This is a genomic window from Mangrovibacterium sp. (assembly GCF_059905295.1).
On record NZ_JBZQJF010000073.1, the window covers coordinates 32,861 to 53,308 of the forward strand.

Annotated in this window: 17 protein-coding genes; 13 read left to right on the forward strand and 4 right to left on the reverse strand. The window is 41.1% G+C overall.

Going from position 1 to position 20,448, the window contains the following annotated elements; translation table 11 throughout:
• The first annotated feature begins 9 nt into the window (after positions 1–9).
• Positions 10–3,204 (forward strand): efflux RND transporter permease subunit, encoded by a 3,195-nt coding sequence (locus AC37HE_RS04085; protein WP_500781509.1) that lies wholly within the window; start codon positions 10–12, stop codon positions 3,202–3,204.
• An 18-nt stretch (positions 3,205–3,222) separates the two neighbouring features.
• Positions 3,223–4,515 carry a TolC family protein gene (locus AC37HE_RS04090; protein ID WP_500781510.1) on the forward strand — a complete coding sequence of 431 codons (1,293 nt, stop codon included), beginning with the start codon at positions 3,223–3,225 and terminating at the stop codon, positions 4,513–4,515.
• Position 4,516: 1 nt separating this feature from the next.
• Here the strand turns inward: AC37HE_RS04090 and yiaK are convergent, their stop codons facing one another.
• Positions 4,517–5,536: a 3-dehydro-L-gulonate 2-dehydrogenase gene (gene yiaK / locus AC37HE_RS04095; RefSeq protein ID WP_500781511.1), complete on the reverse strand. Its 1,020-nt coding sequence runs from the start codon at positions 5,534–5,536 to the stop codon at positions 4,517–4,519.
• Between the two features lie 243 nt (positions 5,537–5,779).
• Here yiaK and AC37HE_RS04100 point away from each other — a divergent pair, with 243 nt between their 5' ends.
• The gene (locus tag AC37HE_RS04100; protein ID WP_500781512.1) at positions 5,780–6,817 is read left to right on the forward strand and encodes an ATP-dependent 6-phosphofructokinase; all 1,038 of its coding nucleotides are present in this window, start codon (positions 5,780–5,782) and stop codon (positions 6,815–6,817) included.
• 46 nt (positions 6,818–6,863) lie between these two features.
• Here AC37HE_RS04100 and AC37HE_RS04105 read toward each other — a convergent pair whose 3' ends face one another.
• From AC37HE_RS04105 to AC37HE_RS04115, 3 genes are read right to left on the reverse strand one after another with little or no spacing between them, the layout of a single operon-like run.
• Complete coding sequence (locus AC37HE_RS04105) at positions 6,864–7,232, reverse strand: TSUP family transporter (protein WP_500781513.1); 369 nt, start codon at positions 7,230–7,232, stop codon at positions 6,864–6,866.
• A gap of 15 nt (positions 7,233–7,247) precedes the next feature.
• Positions 7,248–7,958, reverse strand: coding sequence for a response regulator transcription factor (locus AC37HE_RS04110; RefSeq protein ID WP_500781514.1), 711 nt, complete (start codon positions 7,956–7,958; stop codon positions 7,248–7,250).
• Positions 7,959–7,960: 2 nt separating this feature from the next.
• Positions 7,961–9,331 (reverse strand): sensor histidine kinase, encoded by a 1,371-nt coding sequence (locus tag AC37HE_RS04115; protein WP_500781515.1) that lies wholly within the window; start codon positions 9,329–9,331, stop codon positions 7,961–7,963.
• A gap of 201 nt (positions 9,332–9,532) precedes the next feature.
• On the opposite strand from AC37HE_RS04115, the gene AC37HE_RS04120 reads away from it, so the two are divergent.
• The 10 genes from AC37HE_RS04120 to AC37HE_RS04165 all read left to right on the forward strand — a co-directional run bounded on the left by AC37HE_RS04120 (position 9,533) and on the right by AC37HE_RS04165 (position 20,108).
• Complete coding sequence (locus AC37HE_RS04120; RefSeq protein ID WP_500781516.1) at positions 9,533–10,624, forward strand: DUF1573 domain-containing protein; 1,092 nt, start codon at positions 9,533–9,535, stop codon at positions 10,622–10,624.
• A 102-nt stretch (positions 10,625–10,726) separates the two neighbouring features.
• Positions 10,727–11,857 (forward strand): methylmalonyl Co-A mutase-associated GTPase MeaB, encoded by a 1,131-nt coding sequence (gene meaB / locus AC37HE_RS04125; protein ID WP_500781517.1) that lies wholly within the window; start codon positions 10,727–10,729, stop codon positions 11,855–11,857.
• Positions 11,854–12,951 carry a redoxin domain-containing protein gene (locus AC37HE_RS04130; RefSeq protein ID WP_500781518.1) on the forward strand — a complete coding sequence of 366 codons (1,098 nt, stop codon included), beginning with the start codon at positions 11,854–11,856 and terminating at the stop codon, positions 12,949–12,951. The genes meaB and AC37HE_RS04130 overlap by 4 nt, the downstream gene beginning before the upstream one ends.
• A gap of 139 nt (positions 12,952–13,090) precedes the next feature.
• Positions 13,091–14,482 (forward strand): dihydrolipoyl dehydrogenase, encoded by a 1,392-nt coding sequence (gene lpdA, locus AC37HE_RS04135; RefSeq protein ID WP_500781519.1) that lies wholly within the window; start codon positions 13,091–13,093, stop codon positions 14,480–14,482.
• 182 nt (positions 14,483–14,664) lie between these two features.
• Positions 14,665–16,119 (forward strand): OmpP1/FadL family transporter, encoded by a 1,455-nt coding sequence (locus AC37HE_RS04140; protein WP_500781520.1) that lies wholly within the window; start codon positions 14,665–14,667, stop codon positions 16,117–16,119.
• 180 nt (positions 16,120–16,299) lie between these two features.
• Entirely contained in the window at positions 16,300–16,866 is a 567-nt protein-coding gene (locus tag AC37HE_RS04145; RefSeq protein ID WP_500781521.1) for an RNA polymerase sigma factor, read from the forward strand.
• Positions 16,863–18,236, forward strand: coding sequence for an outer membrane beta-barrel protein (locus AC37HE_RS04150; RefSeq protein WP_500781522.1), 1,374 nt, complete (start codon positions 16,863–16,865; stop codon positions 18,234–18,236). The genes AC37HE_RS04145 and AC37HE_RS04150 overlap by 4 nt, the downstream gene beginning before the upstream one ends.
• A gap of 391 nt (positions 18,237–18,627) precedes the next feature.
• The gene (locus tag AC37HE_RS04155; protein WP_500781523.1) at positions 18,628–18,792 is read left to right on the forward strand and encodes a hypothetical protein; all 165 of its coding nucleotides are present in this window, start codon (positions 18,628–18,630) and stop codon (positions 18,790–18,792) included.
• Positions 18,793–18,806: 14 nt separating this feature from the next.
• On the forward strand, positions 18,807–18,977 hold the full coding sequence (locus tag AC37HE_RS04160; protein WP_500781524.1) for a bacteriocin: 171 nt from the start codon (positions 18,807–18,809) through the stop codon (positions 18,975–18,977).
• Between the two features lie 372 nt (positions 18,978–19,349).
• On the forward strand, positions 19,350–20,108 hold the full coding sequence (locus AC37HE_RS04165) for a CPBP family intramembrane glutamic endopeptidase (RefSeq protein WP_500781525.1): 759 nt from the start codon (positions 19,350–19,352) through the stop codon (positions 20,106–20,108).
• Positions 20,109–20,448 lie beyond the last annotated feature (340 nt).

Genomic DNA, 20,448 nt, shown 5'->3' on the forward strand with positions numbered 1-20,448 from the left:
CAGAATCGTATGAGAAAAATAGTTGAGACTTTTGTTCGCTTTCCATTCTATGCGAACCTGATCGTTTTGTTTTTAATTCTCGTTGGTGGAATCAGCATCTTATCAATGAAATTGTCGTTTTTCCCGGAACGTCCCTCTAAAATGATTTATGTGCAGGTTGCCTATCCCGGTGCTTCGCCTGTTGAGATGGAAGAGGGTGTTACCAGCCGGATCGAAGAAGCCGTTCGAGGTATTCCCGGTATTTACGAAATTACTTCCACCAGTGCTGAAAACTCGGCTCGTGTTCAGATTGAAATCACAGGAGATATCGACATTGATGAGACGCTGATTGAGGTGAAAAATGCGGTCGATGGAATTTCTTCATTTCCGACTGCAGCAGAGCGCCCTATTGTGTATAAACAACGAACAACTTCGCCGGCTGCGCGCTTAATGGTAACAGGTGATGTTGATTTACTGACGTTGAAAGATTATGCGCAGCAGATTGAGGAAGATTTCCTAAGCTCTGGTTATATTAGCCAGGTTTCTGTTTCCGGATTTCCGGATTTGGAAATTTCGGTAGAAGTGCACGAAGAAACCTTGATGCGATACGGGCTGACTTTCACCCAGCTGCAGAATGCTATTACGCAGAATAACCGCGATGTGTCCGGTGGCCAACTCCGGTCGGACAATGAAGAGATGCTCATTCGATTACGATCTCGCAGTGCCGATCCCAATAAAATTGGTGAAATTATTCTTAAGGCCAATCCCGATGGCAGTGTTATTCGAATTCGCGATGTGGCTACGGTAAAGAAAAAGTTCAATGATATTTCTCCGAATAAAGCTATTGAACGAGGGAATCCTGTTATCAGTATTTCGGTTTCCAAGCTTATTTCAGAGGATTTGGGCGATATTGACAGCTACATTCAGGATTACGTCAAGAAATTTAATTCCAATACGGATGGTGTTAAACTTGTTATCACCCGGTCGTATATCGAGTTGTTGAAGAGCCGCTTAGATTTACTGTTGGTGAACGGAGGGCAGGGCTTAATTCTGGTTGTAATTTTACTGGCCCTGATGCTTAGTTTTCGCTTGGCCTTTTGGGTTGCCTGGGGGATTCCGTCTTCCTTCCTGGCGATGTTTATTATCGCCAATTTAGCGGGGATTACGATTAATATGATTTCGCTTTTCGGGATGATTTTAGTGATTGGTATTTTGGTTGACGACGGGATCGTAATCGGTGAAAATATCTTTCAGCATTTCGAAAGGGGGAAGCATCCGATACATGCGGCGGTTGACGGAACCATTGAAGTTGTGCCTGCGGTAATAACTTCAGTGTTGACCACGGTCGTTGCGTTTGCACCTTTGTTCTTCATTTCCGGGAATATGGAAATGATGTATGAAATGGCGTTCATTGTTGTTGTCAGTTTGATTTTTTCCTTGTTTGAATCATTTTTTGTGTTGCCGGCTCATATCGGGAACGAACATGTTTTAAACCCGGCTAAGCTAAACAAGGAACCGAAAGGCATTAAAAAATATACAGAGCGTTTTTTTACCTGGTTAAGAAATTATGCTTACGACCGCGTTTTGAAACTGATCATCGAATGGCGGTATATTGCGATTTTTATACCTCTTGCCATGATTATAATTACCATCGGCATGATCGGAGGGCAGGTGATTAAGACGACTTTCTTTCCGAGGATGGAATTCGATTCTTTCAATATCAATATTGCTTTTACACCGGGCTCAGGCGAAAAGCAGACTATGGCTTACCTGCAGCGCTTTGAGAATGCCGTTTGGGAAGTGAACGAGGATCTGAAGAAGGATTACAATGATACTGTTGATATTATTGAATACTGTACGGTTAACCTGGGACGTGGCTTTGATGGTGATGAGTCGGGAACTCATACCGGGAATGTTTTCGTTTCTCCGCGCAATTCAGAGGAAACAGAAATAAGTTCCTACGAAATTATCGATCGGGTTCGAAAGAAGATTGGTCCTGTGCCCGAAGCTGTAAAATATACGATTGGTGCTCGTGGGCGCTTTGGTGACCCGGTGTCGATTGGTTTGCAGTCGCGTGTGCCCGAGGAGTTAGACCAGGCACAAGCTTATTTGATTAATCGATTGGTGCAAATGCCGCAGCTAAAAGATGTGGTGAATACGAATGCGTTGGGTAAGCAGGAGATTCGGCTTAAACTGAAGCCGAAAGCGTATATGTTGGGCTTCAATGAAGCGACTGTTGCTGAGCAGGTTCGTCAGGGCTTTTATGGTGGACAAGCGCAGCGTTTACAGGTTGGTCGTGATGAATTGCGTGTTTGGGTGCGTTACCCTGCTGAAGATCGGGAGCGGATTGGTCAGTTGGAGCATATGAAACTGAAAGCTTCTTCTGGTGAATATCCTTTAATTGAATTGGTCGATTATGAAATGGAACGTGGCCCGGTTAATATTCAGCGCTTTAACGGGCGTCGTGAAATTCGGGTAAACGCAGACTTAACAGATCCTGATGCATCGGTGACCGATATCCTGGATCAGGTTAAATCGGAGATAATTCCTGATTTGAATGTCGCGTTTCCGGGCATTCATGTTGAATACCAGGGACAGCAGAAAGAGAGCCAGCGCAATATGAATGATATTATGGTCTTGTTTCCAATGGCTTTCTTGGCAATTGTGTTTATCCTAATGATTAATTTCCGGTCGTTTGAGCAGCCGCTGATTATTTTGGTGATGATCCCGATTGCGATTCTGGGAGCTATTTGGGGGCATGGTATTCATGGGAAACCCATTTCTATCTTAAGCTTATGGGGTATTGTTGCCTTGTCGGGAGTTGTGATAAACGACTCCGTGGTCATGCTCTCTAAATTTAACTCTTTGATAGAAGAAGGCTTTAAAGTGAAAGAGGCCATTCTGGAGGCTGGCAAGTCTCGTTTGCGGCCTATTATTTTGACAACTTTAACAACTTCAGCAGGTCTTTTCCCCTTGGTGCTGGAAACCAGTTTTCAAGCCCAATTCCTGATTCCTATGGCCATTTCTTTGGTTTATGGAGTTGCCTTTGGCACCTTGTTTATTTTACTTTTCTTCCCGGCCTTAATTATTGTATTGAATGATATTCGCAGGTTAGTTCGGAAGCTGTATCATGGAAGAGAGTTTACACGCGAGGAGGTAGAGATTGCATACATCAATTACCAACGGCGAAATAAGGAGAAAGAAGATGATGAGTCTAAATCATAACTATTCTGAAATAACACTATGAAATATATTACACTTTTTATCTTGTTGCTTGGGCTGGGAATGAACTCCAGCGGGCAACCCAAACTTAGTCTTACAGATGCAATTCGGATTGCGCTCGAGAACAATTACGATTTGGAAATTCAGCGAAATGATCAATTGATTGCTGAAACTCAAAATACCTGGGGGGCAGCAGGGCGATATCCCTATCTGAACTTGTCCGGCGACGCGCAAACGAACTACAATATCAATGAAACTGAGAATTATCTGAAGAATCAATATTCAGGAACAGCAAGTGTGAGCTGGACTTTGTTTAATGGGTTTGCAGTTACTTTAAACAAGCGTCGTTTAAATGAATTGGAGATGCTGTCGGCTCAAAATACCGGGGTGATGATTGAAAGTACGATCCAGTCGGTCATCTTAGCTTATTTTAGCGTTTTGCTTGAAAAAGAAAAGCTTAACGTTTATGATGAGCTGATGCAATTGACATCCGACCTGTATGAAAAGGTGAAGTTGCAGCGCGAAATTGGTTCTGCTGTAACCTATGGTGTTTTGCAGGCACAAAATGCTTATTTGGAAGATCGGGCATCCTATTTACTACAAAAAGTAAATTACAAAAATGCCATGCGCGACCTGTTATTTTTGATGGCTAATGATTCGGTGACAGAATATGAACTAACAGATTCCTTTGAGGCTAGGCCGGTTGATTATCAGTTGGCGGATTTGAGGAAGGAAATGTTGAATAATAACAAGAATCTGAAGAATCAGTATGTCAACCAAAATTTGTTGAGTAATGCCGTTGCATTGGCGAAAAGCGATTTCTACCCAACTTTAAGTTTTGCCGGGGGAGCTACTGCAGCCCGCACCGGATTTGATTACGATACACAAGGCGTCACTTGGAGTAATATGAATAATTTCTACGGCAATTTTACCCTGAGCTTTAACTTGTACGGGGGCGGACAGAAAAAGCGAGCTTTGAAGATTGCACAAATTGAGCAGGAATCCGGCAAGGTCGATCTGCAACAAATGATTCATGAACTGGATAATCAGCTTCGAAATACATTCGAATTTTACCAGGTCCGCGAAGAGTTGTTAGGAGTTGCTAAGGAAAATTTGGATGCAGCAAAGCTTAATCTTCAAATTAGCCGGGAAAAGTTTGAAAACGGAAGCATTAACTCGTTTAACTACCGCGATGTACATAACCTCTATCTAAATGCTGCTCTTAATGAGCTGCAGGCTGTTTATCAGTTTATTGATGTGCATACCAGTTTGTTGCGGTTAACCGGGGGTATTATTCAGCAACATGTTCAGTAATCTATAAGGAAAGAATACTTTTCCAGACATCGACATGAACAGGAATTCCGTTTTGCTGATTGTCGGCTGCAATTTTTTTGCGGTTCTGACCAGGAAAGTGAATACACTGATCGGCAGATAATGGGATTGCTGAGAGGTAATCCTTGATAATTTCGTCGATGGCGCTGTTTATTGCCGGATGGTTGCTAAGTTGCTTTAAGTCGATGGCAATAAAGATTTGGGAAATGCCGTATTCTTCTCCTTGTTGTTGGCTAACGCCTGATGTGGAGAGTCCTCCGGACAATATTGTTGCAAACAAATCGAGTAAAAGGGATAGGGCGGCTCCTTTCCAGAAACCAATGGGAAGGGCTCGTCCTCCATTCAATATTTGCGACGGATCATGGGTCAGGTTTCCGGCTTCAGTGTAACCGCCGGCTTGTGGCAGATCGTTGCCTAGAGCTTGCTCGTTTTTTAATTTTCCAAATGAATATTGGGACATAGCCATATCCAATAGAATAACTTCGTCGTTGTAAGGCATCGCGAATACAATGGGGTTGTTGCCCAATTTATTTTCGGCCGATCCCCAAGGTGGAAGGTTGGCAATCGTGTTGGTCCATCCCATAAAGGCAAACCCTTTTTGGGCGCAATGAAGTCCGTATGTTCCACCACGCATCCAATGATTGGTTTGTGCCAGGCTAACAAGACCAATGCCCGAATTTTCCGCTAGTTTCATCGCACGATCCGATGCATGGAGTGCATTCAACGGTCCTGGTCCCAGGTTGCCGTTCCATTGTTCCAGTGCTCCTGCAGTGTGTATTAAACTGGGAGTCGCATTTGGATTGATAAAGCTTTTCCTTACTGAATTGACAAAGCGGGCAAATCGATTGACTCCGTGGGAATTGATTCCTTCAAGGCTGTTTTGTGTGAAAATTTCTGCGCATTTCAAGGCAGCGTCCGGAGAGAAGTTTTCGTGGCTCAAGACTTCACGAAATCGTTGTTTCATCTCGTGAACCGGTATTCGGGTTGTATTAGCGTTGGTCATTGTTCTTTAGGTTTGGGGTGTAGCTTGTCGATAGGAGATATACTTCGGTTTTTATTTTCAAATTAAATAAAACCAAATTGAGTGGCAAGCTGTTGATAGATTGGAAGGCGCTTTTATAAGCATTTCTTTACAGTTTCTAAATTTTTAAAATCAGAAATTGTTGGTGCTTTTGCGCCGGATTGGCGATTAGATTTATTAAATTCGGAGAAAATTATCACATCAAGTTAAACCTAAATTGTAAATATGAGCTCTAAAAAAGCTAAACGCATTGGGATTTTAACGGCCGGTGGCGATTGCCCCGGATTAAATGCGGCCATTAGAGGAGTAGGGAAAACAGCGATCGTTAATTACGGCATGGAAGTTATCGGATTTAATGCCGGTTATTCGGGGCTGATTGAGAAAGACTATGTTGAGTTAAAGGAGGCTAATTTGTCCGGAATCCTGACTTTGGGAGGTACGGTATTAGGAACCTCTCGTGAAAAGCCCTATAAATTTGTCAAAGAAGGAGATAGTGATAAACCTGAATTGATCAAGCAAAATTATCATGAGCTGGGTTTAGATGCTATTGTGTGTATCGGAGGTAATGGTACCATGAAAACTGCTAACCGGTTGGCGAAAGAAGGACTGAATGTTATTGGGATCCCAAAAACGATTGATAATGATGTTTGGGGAACTGATATCACTTTTGGGTTTGATTCAGCCCTCAATATTGCCACTGAAGCGATCGACCGTCTTCATACAACTGCAAACTCGCACCAGCGGGTGATGATCATCGAAGTTATGGGGCATCATGCAGGATGGATCGCATTATATGCCGGTATGGCTGGTGGAGGCGATATTATTTTGTTGCCGGAATTGGAATACAATATACGCTCAGTTTGTAAAAAGATTGAAGAACGATACGAAAGTAAAAAACCATATTCTATTGTTGTGGTTGCTGAGGGGATCGATCACCCAAAAGAGACTTCTGCAGCAAGACATTTGGCCGAGGCTATTCAAACATACACCGGGATTGAAACCCGTGAAACTGTCTTAGGTTATATCCAGCGGGGTGGTAGTCCTACACCAATGGATCGCATCCTGGCAACCCGTTATGGGGCTTTTGCGGCTGAGTGTATTGCAAATGGTGATTTTGGAACAATGGTGGCTGTAATCAATAATGAATTGACAACGGTGCCTTTGGAGGAAATCAGTGATAAGTTACGATTGGTAGATCCTGATCATGCACTTATTGCTAAAGCCCGTAAAATGGGTGTTTCGTTTGGCGATGAATATTTGTAACTATAATTATTCAAAAAATGAGAAGCCCCGCTTTTGCGGGGTTTTTTTATTTTGAGAAGATCATCTTTAACGCAAAGAACAGCAGCAAAAGCCCAAACATCTTTTTCAAGACCTTATCCGGAAGCTCTACAGCAATCTTCGATCCGATAAATGCTCCGATTAAAAATGTGACGGATAGAATTAATGCGAAACGCCAGTTTACATTCCCGTTTTTCCAATAGTTCCAGGTGGCCAAAATAGTAACCGGAGGTAGCATAAACGCTAAGGTTGTACCTTGTGCATCGTGTTGGCTAAAGCCAAAAAGAAAGATCAACGCCGGAATAACAATAACCCCGCCGCCAACACCGAGAGTCCCGCCGAGTAATCCGGCAGAAAGGCCCAGAACAACCAAGAGGATGATTTGATGAACTGCCATAATTTACTTACTTGTCTATTTACGCTCAATAGGAGCATTAAACCTGAAGCCGATCCCGTGCAGGTTGATGATCTTGATATTTTCGTCGCTTGAAAGGTATTTCCTAAGCCGAGAAATAAAAACATCCAGACTTCTGCCGAGGTAATAGTCATCAGAGCCCCATACGTTTTTGAGAATATCGGAACGGCTTAATACTTTGTTCGGATTTTCACAGAAGAAACGCAACAGTTCAGCCTCTTTGTAGGTCAGTGTTCTTTTTTGCTTCGCATCTTGAAGTGTCAGGTTTTCGAATAAAAAATCGAAATGCCCAACTTTGCAGCTTATAAACTCACTTTGCTCTTCCGAAGGAGCTAGCGATCTCTTTAGGAAAACCCGGATCCGCATTAATAACTCCTCCATGGAGAATGGCTTGGTAATGTAATCGTCACCTCCGATAGAGAATCCATTGATTTTATCTTCATTTAGAGACTTGGCTGTCAGAAAAAGAATTGGAATGATTTCATCTACTTCTCTGATTTTCTTCGCCAAAGAGAACCCGTCAAGCTTAGGCATCATAACATCCAACAAACACAGATCAAACTCTTCATCTTTGAAGATTTGTAGAGCTTTATCCCCATCTTCTGCCGTCGAAACAATGAAGCCTGCTTCTTCCAGGTTGTCACGAATAATAAAATTCAGGGTTTTATCGTCCTCTGCTAATAAAATCTTTTTACCCGTAAAATTCATAATTAATTCGGTATGGTTATGGTAAAAATAGTACCTTTTGGTGAATTATCCTTCACGTTTATTGCCCAGCGGTGAAAATGGATCATTTTTCGAACATAATCCAGTCCAAGACCAAATCCTTTAACGTCATGCACATCTCCGGTTGGTATGCGGAAAAAACGAGAGAATATTTTTTTCTTGTATTCTTCAGGAATACCAATGCCATTGTCGGCAAAACTTAACCGGATGTGTCGTTTTTCTTTTGTTAGCTTAACTGCTATTTGAGGGTCATCCGTACAGTATTTAACAGCATTGTCCAGTATGTTGAAAATGATATTGGAGAAGTGCAGAGGATCGGCTTGAATCGTTATCTCTCGATTTAATGTAGTGAGCCGGATGAAGTCGGTATTCACTTCCTGGCTGGCTTGAAACTCACTAATTGTTTTTTCGATAAACTCGTTCAACGTGATTTCCTGCTTGTCAAGTTCGATGATCTTTTTTTCAATACTAGCCATTTGCAGCACTTTCTCGACTTGAGAAGTCAATCGTTGCGTTTGTTCGCTGACAATTCGTGCGTAATCATTCAGCCGTTTCGGATGTTGTGCAATCTTGGGGTCTTCCAAAACCTTTGCCGAAAGGCGGATGGCTGCAATTGGGGTTTTAAACTCGTGAGTCAGGTTGTTGATGAAGTTTTTCTGAATCTCGCTAAGTTGCCGTTGCCTGAAGATGACATATAAGGTGTATCCAAAGAACATTAGTATGATAAAAAGAAATCCGTTGACCATGTACCAGGCTTGAACATGACTGCTGTAGTACTGACTTCGGTTGGGGAAATACACACCGAAGTAATAAGTATATTTGTCGCAGGTTGGGAGTGACGGTTGCTTAACTTTAGTGGATTTTAAGGCATAATGATTTTCAAAAATTTCCTCATCAGTAAGGACTTCGGGATCCGGGTCGTCCGTCATGTAGGAGGAGCGGATAATACTGTCGTTAGCTGTTGAGTACGAGATTGCATGAACCATTTGCCGGGTGTCGCAATCGTAAATCGCATATTCAAAATCAAGCTCTATGTTAAAGCGCTTAAATTCTGTGAGTAGTAAATGTTCGAGTAGTGTTGGATTGATGACATCGTTGACATTTACCACATAGTAGTTATTTGAAATCTGATCTACAGAGTTGTAGGGGTCGTAATTGCTTTTATAACCTTGCGTTTTTGTATTATACTCAACCAGACTCTGGGCCACATTCTTCAGTGCTTGAGTCGTGGATTCGTGAAATCGCCGTTCGCTGAAATCTACCGTGTTTTTCAGAAAAAAGAACTGGATGACCAGAATTCCCAGCACCGACAAAGTAGCTAGTACAATAATTACCCGTATAGTATTTCTTCCCATTTACGCTTCAATTTCCTTTCAATTCCTATGCGAAACTAGATTAATTTTCAGTAAATTCCGTTTCTGTTAACAAGTCGTTAACAAATGTTTGGCGCAATTAACAACGAAACATTTCCAGCTTTCTTAGCTTTGTGTAAGTACCATTTACGAATTATTTGATAATTTAAATAAAACCTACCGTATTCACGAAAAGAAATGCCTATGAAAGCGAGATTCTTACTTCTGTTATTAACCTTGTCGCTATTCGGAGTTGGGGTTAGAGCACAGTCATCTCAAGCCAAAATTGTTTTTGAAACAACTGAACATGATTTCGGAACCTTTAAGGAAGCTGGAGGTCCTCAGTCGTACAATTTTGCGTTTGTAAATCAAGGGGCTACTCCTTTGATCTTGAATAATGTACAAGCTTCGTGTGGATGTACCACACCTGAGTGGACCAAAAAACCGATTGCTCCGGGCGAAAAGGGGTTCATTAAAGTCAGTTACAACCCGGCTAACCGCCCGGGCCCGTTTAACAAATCGATTACAGTGACCAGTAACGGTGATGTACCGCGTACCGTTTTGCGGATTAAAGGAACAGTTTTGCAACGCGAGAAAACTATTGCAGAGTTATATCCTCGTGAAATTGGACCTGTACGTGCAAAGTCGAACCACATTGCTTTTGTAAAAATTAAAGAAAATGAGGTGAAAACCGATAGTCTGGAGATTGTCAATGATTCAGATAAACCGGTTACTCTCGATTTTAAAACTCCACCGGAAAACCTGACCGTGAAAGTTGTTCCTGCTACATTGAAACCAAAGGAAAAAGGAAACATTATTGTTACCTATGACGCTTCAAAAATTAATTCGTACGGATTTGTAATGAATCGGATTTATTTGAATGTGGACGGAAAAGCTGATTATCGGAATTCAATTGGCGTATCAGCTACAATTGAGGAAGATTTTTCATCATTAACACCTGAAGAATTGGCGAATGCTCCGGTCGTTTCATTTAACGAAGAAACACACGAATTTGGCGATATTAATGAAGGCGATAAAGTCGAGTGTGTTTTTACACTTAAAAATGAAGGAAAACGCGACCTTATTATTCGTAATGTTAAGACATCGTGCGGATGTACTGCGGTAACACCAGAGAAAAAAGTGGTTGCTGCTAACGAATCTGTTCCTTTAAAAGTTGTTTTCAATTCAAGAGGGAAACGTGGCCGCCAGAATAAAGCGATTACAGTTATTACAAACGATCCGAAAAATCCGACAACAATTTTGCGTATTTCAACAAACGTGAAATCGGCCGGATAAAAAAAGATATTTATAAATTTTGTTAGCCGCTCTCAAAATTATTGGGAGTGGCTTTTTTTTTAATCGACACTGAAGTTTTATCTTCGTGAAAATTTCGAGTTAATGATTGGAGATAAAGAACATCATCATATTGAGAATGATGAACACTACCAGGGATTGAACGTTAATGAAGGGGTGGAACAACCTGATTCTTTTAATGAAAATTCAATTCAACGTTTCCTTAAAAATAAAAAGAAGAAACAACTATCGGTCGACGAATATGTAACCGGTATTTGCGGGGGAAACCGAACTATTCTGAGTAAAGCAGTAACACTGGTTGAAAGTAATAAGCCAGAGCATCAGAAAATCGCGCAGGAAATCATTTTCAAATGTTTGCCTTATAGCGGTAAATCAATTCGTATTGGTATTACCGGCGTTCCCGGTGTTGGGAAAAGTACTTTTATTGAATCGACCGGGAAATATATCACTTCACTGGGGCATAAACTGGCCGTTTTGGCTATCGATCCGAGTAGCGAGCGTTCCAAAGGAAGTATCTTGGGCGATAAAACCCGGATGGAAGAATTATCTATTGACCCGAATGCATACATTCGGCCTTCCCCTTCGGCCGGTTCGCTGGGAGGTGTGGCTCGAAAGACCCGCGAAACGATTATCCTGTGCGAAGCAGCAGGCTTCGACGTCATTTTCATTGAAACAGTTGGTGTTGGGCAAAGCGAAACTGTTGTACATTCTATGGTCGACTTCTTTTTACTGCTCATGCTTTCCGGAGCTGGAGACGAGTTGCAGGGAATAAAACGAGGCATTATGGAAATGGCCGATGCGATAACGATTAATAAAGCTGATGGTGATAATATTGATCGTGCTGAAATGGCTCGGGTACAATACATGAATGCTTTGCACCTTTTTCCCCCCACTGAGTCGGGATGGAAACCGAAAGTGTTAACATGTTCTGCATTTAAAAAGATCGGGCTCGACAAGATATGGCAAACAATCAATGACTATATTAGCCATGTGAATCAGAACAATTATTTTCAGTATAAGCGAAACGAACAGGCCAAGTTTTGGATGTACGAGACCATCAACGATCACCTGAAATCAAATTTTTATCAAAATCAGGAAATTAAAAAGCTACTTGGTACGTTTGAAAAGCAAGTATTGAATGAAGAACTAAGTTCTTTCGTTGCTGCAAAAGATTTATTAGAAACATATTATCAATCTCAAAAAGTAAAAGAATGAAAAAATTATTTCCAATCTTCCTGTTCCTTTTGGTGATGGCTGCTTGTCAGAGCAATTCAGCAAAATTTACAGTGAACGGAACGATTGCCGGGGTCGATTCAGGTATGGTTTACCTGGTGAAGGCAGAAGCCGGAAAACCTGTGGTTATCGATACATCTAAAATTGAAAACGGGAAATTTAAATTTGAAGGTACAGCAGCTAAGCCGGAATTGACTTATCTGCGTTTGGGCGATCGTACTTATTTCGCTCAACTTTTCCTTGACAATGCCGACATTGATGTTGAAAGTTATAAGGACAGCCTTCGTGCGACTAAAGTTACCGGTTCGCCTACAACTGATATTTTCAATACCTATGTGGATGAAGTAACTAAGTTGAATAAAAAAATGGGGCAATATCAATCACAATACCAACAAGCAGCTGCTACGGGTAATCAGGAAGAGATGGATCGTATTCGGATTGACATTGAAGCTGCCTCGGATAATATGGAGGTGTATGCTAAAAATTTCGTGCGCGAAAATAGTAGTTCTATTGTTGCACCGTTCATTGCGTTGACTCAACTGGCCAGCCATTTGGAATATGGAGATATGAAGGAACTGGTTGATGGCTTTGCTCCTGAACTTGCAGATAACGAGTATGTGGTACAGCTCAATAAATTGTTGGAAACTGAAGCAAAAACAGCAGTTGGTGCAGAAGCTCCCGATTTCACCATGAACGATACCGAAGGCAATCCGTTTACCTTATCGTCATTGCGTGGAAAATATGTGTTGGTCGATTTCTGGGCTTCATGGTGCGGACCTTGTCGCCAGGAAAATCCGAACGTAGTTGCAGCATACAATAAATATAAAGATAAAGGATTCGATATTTTGGGCGTTTCGTTGGATCGTGATAAAGATGCCTGGTTAAAGGCAATTAAGGATGATCAGCTGAACTGGCACCAGGTTTCGGATCTGAAATACTGGCAGAATGCAGTGGCACGACTTTATGGTGTAAATTCAATTCCACATTCAATTTTACTGGATCCCGATGGTAAGATTATTGCGAAAGACCTGAGGGGCGATGCACTGGATGAGAAATTAGCAGAGTTGCTTGACTAAATAGATGAAGCCGGTTTTTTGACCGGCTTTTTTATTGAAAAGGCATTGGGAAATTATCTTTGGACGAATCGAAATTTTCAAAACATTTTCAGAACTTAGATGTTTCCATTACAGTCGAAAAAATAACGAAACAACTATTATGAGCTACGATGTATTAGTTATAGGGAGTGGTCCTGGCGGATATGTTGCCGCGATTCGGGCTGCCCAGTTGGGATTTAAAGTTGCTGTGGTTGAAAAAGAAAACCTCGGCGGGATTTGTTTGAACTGGGGATGTATCCCTACAAAATCATTATTGAAAAGTGCTCAGGCTTATGAGTATGCAGTACACGCTGCTGATTACGGCGTAGAGATCTCCGGAGAAGTTAAAGCTGACTTTGAAGCTATGGTGAAACGTAGCCGCGGAGTGGCCGAGGGGATGAGCAAAGGTATTCAGTTCCTATTCAAAAAAAATAAAATCGAAGTCATCAATGGTTTTGGTAAATTGACAGGTAAAGGCACCGTCGAAGTTACTGATGCGGATGGCAAGAAATCAACCGTTTCGGCTAAGCACATTATCTTAGCTACGGGTGCTCGCTCCCGCGAATTGCCAAACCTGTCACAGGATGGAAAAAAAATCATCGGCTACCGTCAGGCAATGACTTTACCCAAGCAGCCTAAATCAATGGTTGTTGTTGGTTCGGGTGCTATTGGCAGTGAGTTTGCTTATTTCTACCAATCAATTGGTACAGAAGTAACTTTGGTTGAGTTTCTGCCTAATGTGGTGCCGAACGAAGATGAAGAAGTATCTAAAACCTTGGAACGTTCATTTAAGAAAATGAAGATGAATGTGATGGTGAATGCTTCGGTTGAATCAGTAGATACATCCGGCGACCTTTGTAAGGTTAAGATTCAAACCAAAAAAGGAATTGAAGAAGTTGAAGCTGAAGTGGTATTGTCGGCTGTTGGTGTTGCTACGAATATCGAAAATATTGGACTGGAAGAATTAGGTGTTAAAACCGAGAAAGGTAAGATCATTGTTAATGATTACTACCAAACTAATATTGAAGGTGTTTATGCAATTGGTGACATTGTTCATGGACCGGCTTTGGCACACGTTGCTTCGGCAGAAGGTATTACCTGTGTTGAAAAGATTGCCGGTTTGAATCCACATCCGGTTGATTATGGTAATATTCCGGGATGTACTTACACCATGCCTGAAGTTTCGTCGGTTGGTATGACCGAAAAGAAAGCTAAAGAAGCTGGTTACGATGTTAAAATTGGTAAGTTCCCATTCTCTGCAAGTGGTAAAGCCAGTTCTGCGGGACAGAAAGATGGTTTTGTGAAATTGGTATTCGATGCCAAATATGGTGAGCTTTTGGGTGCACACATGATTGGCGGTAATGTAACTGAGATGATTGCCGAGTTGGTTGTTGCCAAACGCCTGGAGATTACTGGTCACGAATTGATTAAATCTATTCACCCGCACCCAACCATGAGTGAAGCGATTATGGAAGCCGCAGCTGCTGCTTACGACGAGGTGATTCACTTGTAAAATCAAATATGCGATAACATGCAAGCCCGGCTTTTAGTCGGGCTTTTTTTTGCACTTTTCTTAATTTGGAACAAATGACTTATTTGTTAGAAATTTCATAAACACCTGATATACAACATGATTGTTTTGCACTTAGGTAAATAATTATACTTTTGCCGCCGCATTACTAACAAATATTATTTATGAAGAGAAGAATACTGTTTAGCCTTGCGCTTGCTTGGTTGGGAACATCGGTTTATGCTGGTGGGATTCTAACGAATGGTAATCAAAGTGCGCAATACATCCGGATGTTATCGAGAAATGCATCTATCCAGATTGATGGAGTTTATTTTAACCCTGCAGGTTTGACTCAATTGGAAAATGGTTTTCATTTTTCGTTAAGTAACCAAAGTATTTTCCAGAACAGGACCATTGAAAATACCTATGTTTTGCTGAATCAGGAAAGTTACGATGGCGGAGTTACAATTCCATTTTTCCCGAATGCTTACGCTGTTTATAAGAAAGACAAATTGGCCTTATCGTTAGGCTTTGGAGTTAACGCGGGAGGTGGTACCGTTGAATACAAAAACGGGCTTCCATCGTTTGAAATGCCGATTGCAACCGTATTGAGGAGCTTTGGTGCTGATGGTTATACGACCGACCTGTATTTTAAGGGGTATTCCGCTTTTATGGGATACCAGTTTAATGCCTCCTATAAATTTTGCGATGTTTTTAGTGCATCTGTTGGTGTTCGTATGATCGATGCAACGAATAAGTATAAAGGACACATTACCGATATTTATGCTCTTAGCGGAAGTAATGTCGTTTCCGGCGAGAATTATTTATTGGGAGTTGCAGCAAATGCTTCGGCAGCAGCACAGCAGTTTTCTCAGTATCCGGCGGATATGGTGATGCCTGAATCGGTTGCAACAAGTGCCGGGTTACCTGTAGGAACAACTTTTGGCGAGGGGGCTGCTACAATGAGTGGTATTGCCTCACAAGCGAATGCTTATTCAACCCAAATGGGGGATAAATATGTTGATGCCAAACAAAAAGGTTTTGGTATCACACCTGTTATAGGTGCCGATATAAAACCTGCTCAAGGGCTGAATATTGGTATGCGTTACGAATTTAGAACGAAACTGGAGCTGGAGAACAAAACGAAAGTTGATGATATTAACTATTTTCCTGATGGTCAGAAATATCGAGATGATATTCCGGCTATTTTAGCCGCCGGAGTTGATTATCAGTTGTTTGATAATGTAAAAGTATCCGGGTCATACACAAATTACTTTGATAAGAATGCGAATTGGGATGGTAAGGAAGCCAATGTCGACAAAAACCTTTATGAGGTGGCAGTCGGTATGGAGTATCAAATTTCGGATATTACGGCTATTAGTGCCGGCTATATGCGTACTCAAACCGGAGTAGGCAGAGCCTATCAGACCGATATGAATTTCAGTCTGATCGGCAACTCGGTTGGACTTGGTTTGATGTTTAAGGTCAATGAGCAAGTTGATCTGGATTTAGGGATGCTTTATACCGCTTATGAGAGTGATTATAAAGAGGGAACTTATCAATCGTTGCCCTATAAGGAATCATATGACAAAACAAACCTGGCTTTCTCGATCGGTGTAGCCTACCATTTGCTGAAGTAAAAGCATACACAAACGATACAAAAAGAAGCAGCCTCGTTGAGGTTGCTTTTTTTGTTCCTTAAATTTGGAATACTTTTTGATTTTTAAACGCAACCATCGTGAAAGATCAGCATCATTTTATTGGAAAAACTAAAGAGCCGTTAATGTGCTGAATGTTTGTTGAATGAAAATCCTTCAAAATTGTCCGACCCCGAAGAACTAACAAAGTTGATCCAGAATTGTGCAGCCGGAAAGGCAAGTGCACAAGCTCAATTGTACGGGCTTTTTGCGCCCCGTATGTTTGGGATTTGTATGCGCTATTCCAAAGATCAAACTGAAGCTGAGGACAACTTGCAGGATGGTTTTCTGAAAGTTTTTGAAAAGATCGGAACTTTCAAACATCAAGGGTCTTTCGAAGGATGGATGCGACGTGTGATGGTGAATGTGGCTTTGGCAAAATTCCGAAAACAGAATCAATTGTTTCGGGTTGAAGATATGTCAAATTATGACGCTGTTGATGAGTACGACGGAACATTCGAGAATGATATCTCAGCCGAGCACCTGATGAAACTGATTCGAGAATTACCACCCCGTTACCGAATGGTTTTCAATTTGTATGTTTTTGAATCGATGAATCACCGGGAAATAGCAGAGGAATTACAAATATCAGAAGGTACATCAAAGTCGAACCTGGCCAGAGCCCGGATGATTCTCAAGGATCGGATACGGAAAGAGTTGGTGAATGCCGAAAATAATTATACTGCATGATGAAGGTAGATAGACAACTGGATGAATTATTTCGCTCGAAATTAGTGGATTTCGAAATGAAACCTCCTGTCTACCTATGGGATCAGATTCTTGAAAAACAGGTAGCGGCCAAGCGTAGAAAACGGATGCTCGTTTGGTGGATCTCAGGGACTGCAGCTTCTTTGTTATTTGCATTTTTGTTGGGCTGGGAGTTACAGCAAAAACTGGTCGGACTGAAATTTGAGAATCAGGTCGTTTATCAGGAAAATATGATGCCGAATGAGGAGAAAGGTTCAACGCCAGTCATAACTGATCTTATGATGCCGAATAAGGATTCAGTCGATGTTATGGAGGACCGCGAGTCAGTCCATGTCAGGAACTCAGAATCTAGAGAACAGGCTGTCTCCGTAAAGCAGCAGAACGATCGGGTAAAAGTTGCAGATGTTGAGAGGGAACACAAACGCGAAGCGTTGTCAGATAAAATGTCTCTTTTGCAACGAATGATTGTGAGTTTAAATTCGGATTGGCCACAGAGTAGCAAATTGGAAGCAATGAACGACAGCAATAGCACTCTAAGCGATGACGATTACCGCATTATGGCGATGAATAAGGCGAAGATGATCAAGGAGACGAAGGGTGAACGTTCCTGGATTGTAGGTGCTAATGTAACGCCCGCCTTAAATGTAAATTCAGCAAAATACAGTTCCCAATACAAAGCAGCGATGAGTTCGACGGGGACTAACCTGGATATGAGTTTTGGTGGAGGAATAACTGTTGAAATGAAAACGCCGAGGAAATGGAGTGTTCAGTCGGGAATTCAGTATCGTCGAATTGCGCAAAATGGCACTGGTTCGTCATCCCGAGATCTTTATGCAGATGTTGCTACTGCAGGTGATTTAGTCGCTGCAGAGCGGACACCCACAGGAGACTTAGTCGTGAATGGACCGGCCGGGAGAGTGGTGCTGAATAGTTCTTCTCAAAATTCAGCGATGAGTGCTGATTTTGCAACGGCTGAGGGGTTGAATTCAACCTTGATGACCCGAGCCGATTTTGATCAGGTATTTGACTATATCGAGATTCCCCTGTTGTTACGCTATCAAGTTTTGGAAGGTGTCCTAGGAGTGCAACTGACTGCCGGTGTTAATTCTGGCTTCCTTGTCCATAACGCGGTGTATAGTTCCGGGAATAATATTGGAAAGACCGCCGATATGAATAATTTCAGTCTGTCGTCAAGCTTCGGCCTTGGGCTTGGCTATAAACTCTTGCCCAGGCTTCAACTTCGCTTCGAACCACAAGTACGTTATTTTCTGCAATCGTTAAGTGATAACAGCAGTATTGACTATAAGCCTTATTCTTTTGGTTTTAGTACCGGCATGAGCTATTCATTTTAATGAAAGAAATATAATCTACCTGCGGATGGAATCACAACAGATCATTTAATTGAGCGTGTTGACCAGCTCATTTCCCTGCAAGCTACTGGAAGTCCAAAAGAATTAGAGGCTTCGGCAGAATATACCCTCCGACGTTAAAGTTGCATGTGCATCTAAGATGTTAATTTTCAATGTTGTTTATTTAAGCGATCTAAAGTGAGTCGAAGTCAGGGCAGTAAACGTGGGCTCTAATAATTTAGCTTGGCTTGCAATTTTTATTAAAAAAATCTCTCACTCTCAAAATTTGAGAGTAGGCCGCCGTAATTTAGATCACAAGTTAAGTGCACAAAACCTAGGCGGTATCCTGAAAAGCCTTTTAAGAGAGTAGGGGAAACTCTAAAAATTTTAAATTATGAAAGAATTGGATAATGTAGTTTTATCTGAAGTAGATGGAGGTTTTTTTGTCGCTGATGATATTACTATTGGGACGGTTCTCGCTATCGCAGGAGCGTGTATATATGTTTACAATAATTGGGACGACTTTGTTGACGGATTTAATGAAGGTATGGGGCGGTAAGAAAAAATCATATTATGGAACGAAGTCAAACTTATTTTTTGTACTTATTTGCTGAATTAACAGATGAAGAAATGAAAAACATCTCAGGAGGTGATCCATTTATGCATGACTTTGGATTATTGATTGGACGTTTATGGAAAGCCTATGGTGATTCAATGGTTTATAACAATCCTCCACATCTCTAAAACGAAAGTGTCAGGTTTAGAAATTAATTGATATGAAGATAAGTCAAGTGACAATTAATCTAAACCTGGCACAATATTTAAGAACACATAATTCCTATAGATTGTACTTGAAAAAAAGAAATGAAATGGATGAAAGTTGTAGAAAACAAATTCGAAGACTTAAAATAATGAATAGGTTGTTGATTGTTTATGTTATTATATCCATAGCGATCATGGTTTATAATATGTATTTTAATCTTTTATGTGATTTATGAATCCGCTATTATATATTCCTCAATGAAAGGTTGGTTAAGAGCTTTGTTAATATTAATCCCGTTTCTGATTGTCTCCGGGATTTTCGAGTTTATTGGATGTTTGGTGGCAGATGTTCCATTGGTTAAAAATCCGGATGTAGGAGGTGGGCAAGTGCTTGTTGTTACTTCCTTCGGATTTGTTGGTGTTTTTTTAGTGGTCTTTTTGTTTGTGCGTTTTGTTGACCGCGAGCCATTTAGAACGGTTGGATTTAATGGACCGTTTTCAATACAAGAGTTCTTGTGTTCTGCATTGGGAGTTCTGGTTGCTTTCGGTGTTAGCTTCTTGTTGCTCTTAGCATCGGGGCAGTTGGTTTTTGAGTCATTCTCTTTTGAAAAGCTTCCTTTTGCTCAGTCAATCCTGCTGTTTATTATGGTTTCGGTTAGTGAAGAGTTGTTTGTTCGAGGTTATATTCTTCCAAATTTGGCTCGTTCTTTTGGCGACCTTGTTGCTTTGCTCTTGTCCGCGTTGTTATTTTGTGTTCTGCACCTTTTGAATCCCAATATCGGTTTGTTGGCTGTAGTAAATCTATTCCTGGCTGGTATCTTGTTCGGATTAGCATATTTGTATAAGCGCTCTCTCTGGTTACCAATTTCCATCCATTTTTTCTGGAATTTTATACAGACACACCTTGGGTTCGAGGTAAGCGGACAAGATTTCTATTCGATTATTACTACAAGTGAACCTATAAGTACAATATGGAATGGTGGGGCATTTGGACTCGAGGGGTCTGTAATCGCGGTAATTATTCAGCTAATTGCTATAACAGGGCTATGGTGGTTATATAAGAGAACTATTTTGGTGAAAGGTGAAGAGCTTTTCCCATTAGTAGCAAAATAGATTCTCAAGTCAGATGATTTTATGGAGTGTTGATCTCGAAGATATTTGATAATACCTATTTTATTTTTGCTTTTTCTTTTTTGTATTTATGAGAGACTTGTTTATGTCTTGTCTCACAAATATGTAAGACTACTTTTTTTTCTCCTACATAATTGTATTTGATCATAGGTTAATATGTTGAAAAACAGTACTATTTTGTGTTTTGCATTATTGTTGCTGCTGTTAATCGAAACTTAAAAGTAATAGTTATGGAAATTAAACAGACTTGGGAAAAAGTGATTGAATATGCTACTATGCCTTTGCATGGAAGTTTATCTCGCAAACAAAGAAAAGGAGTGAA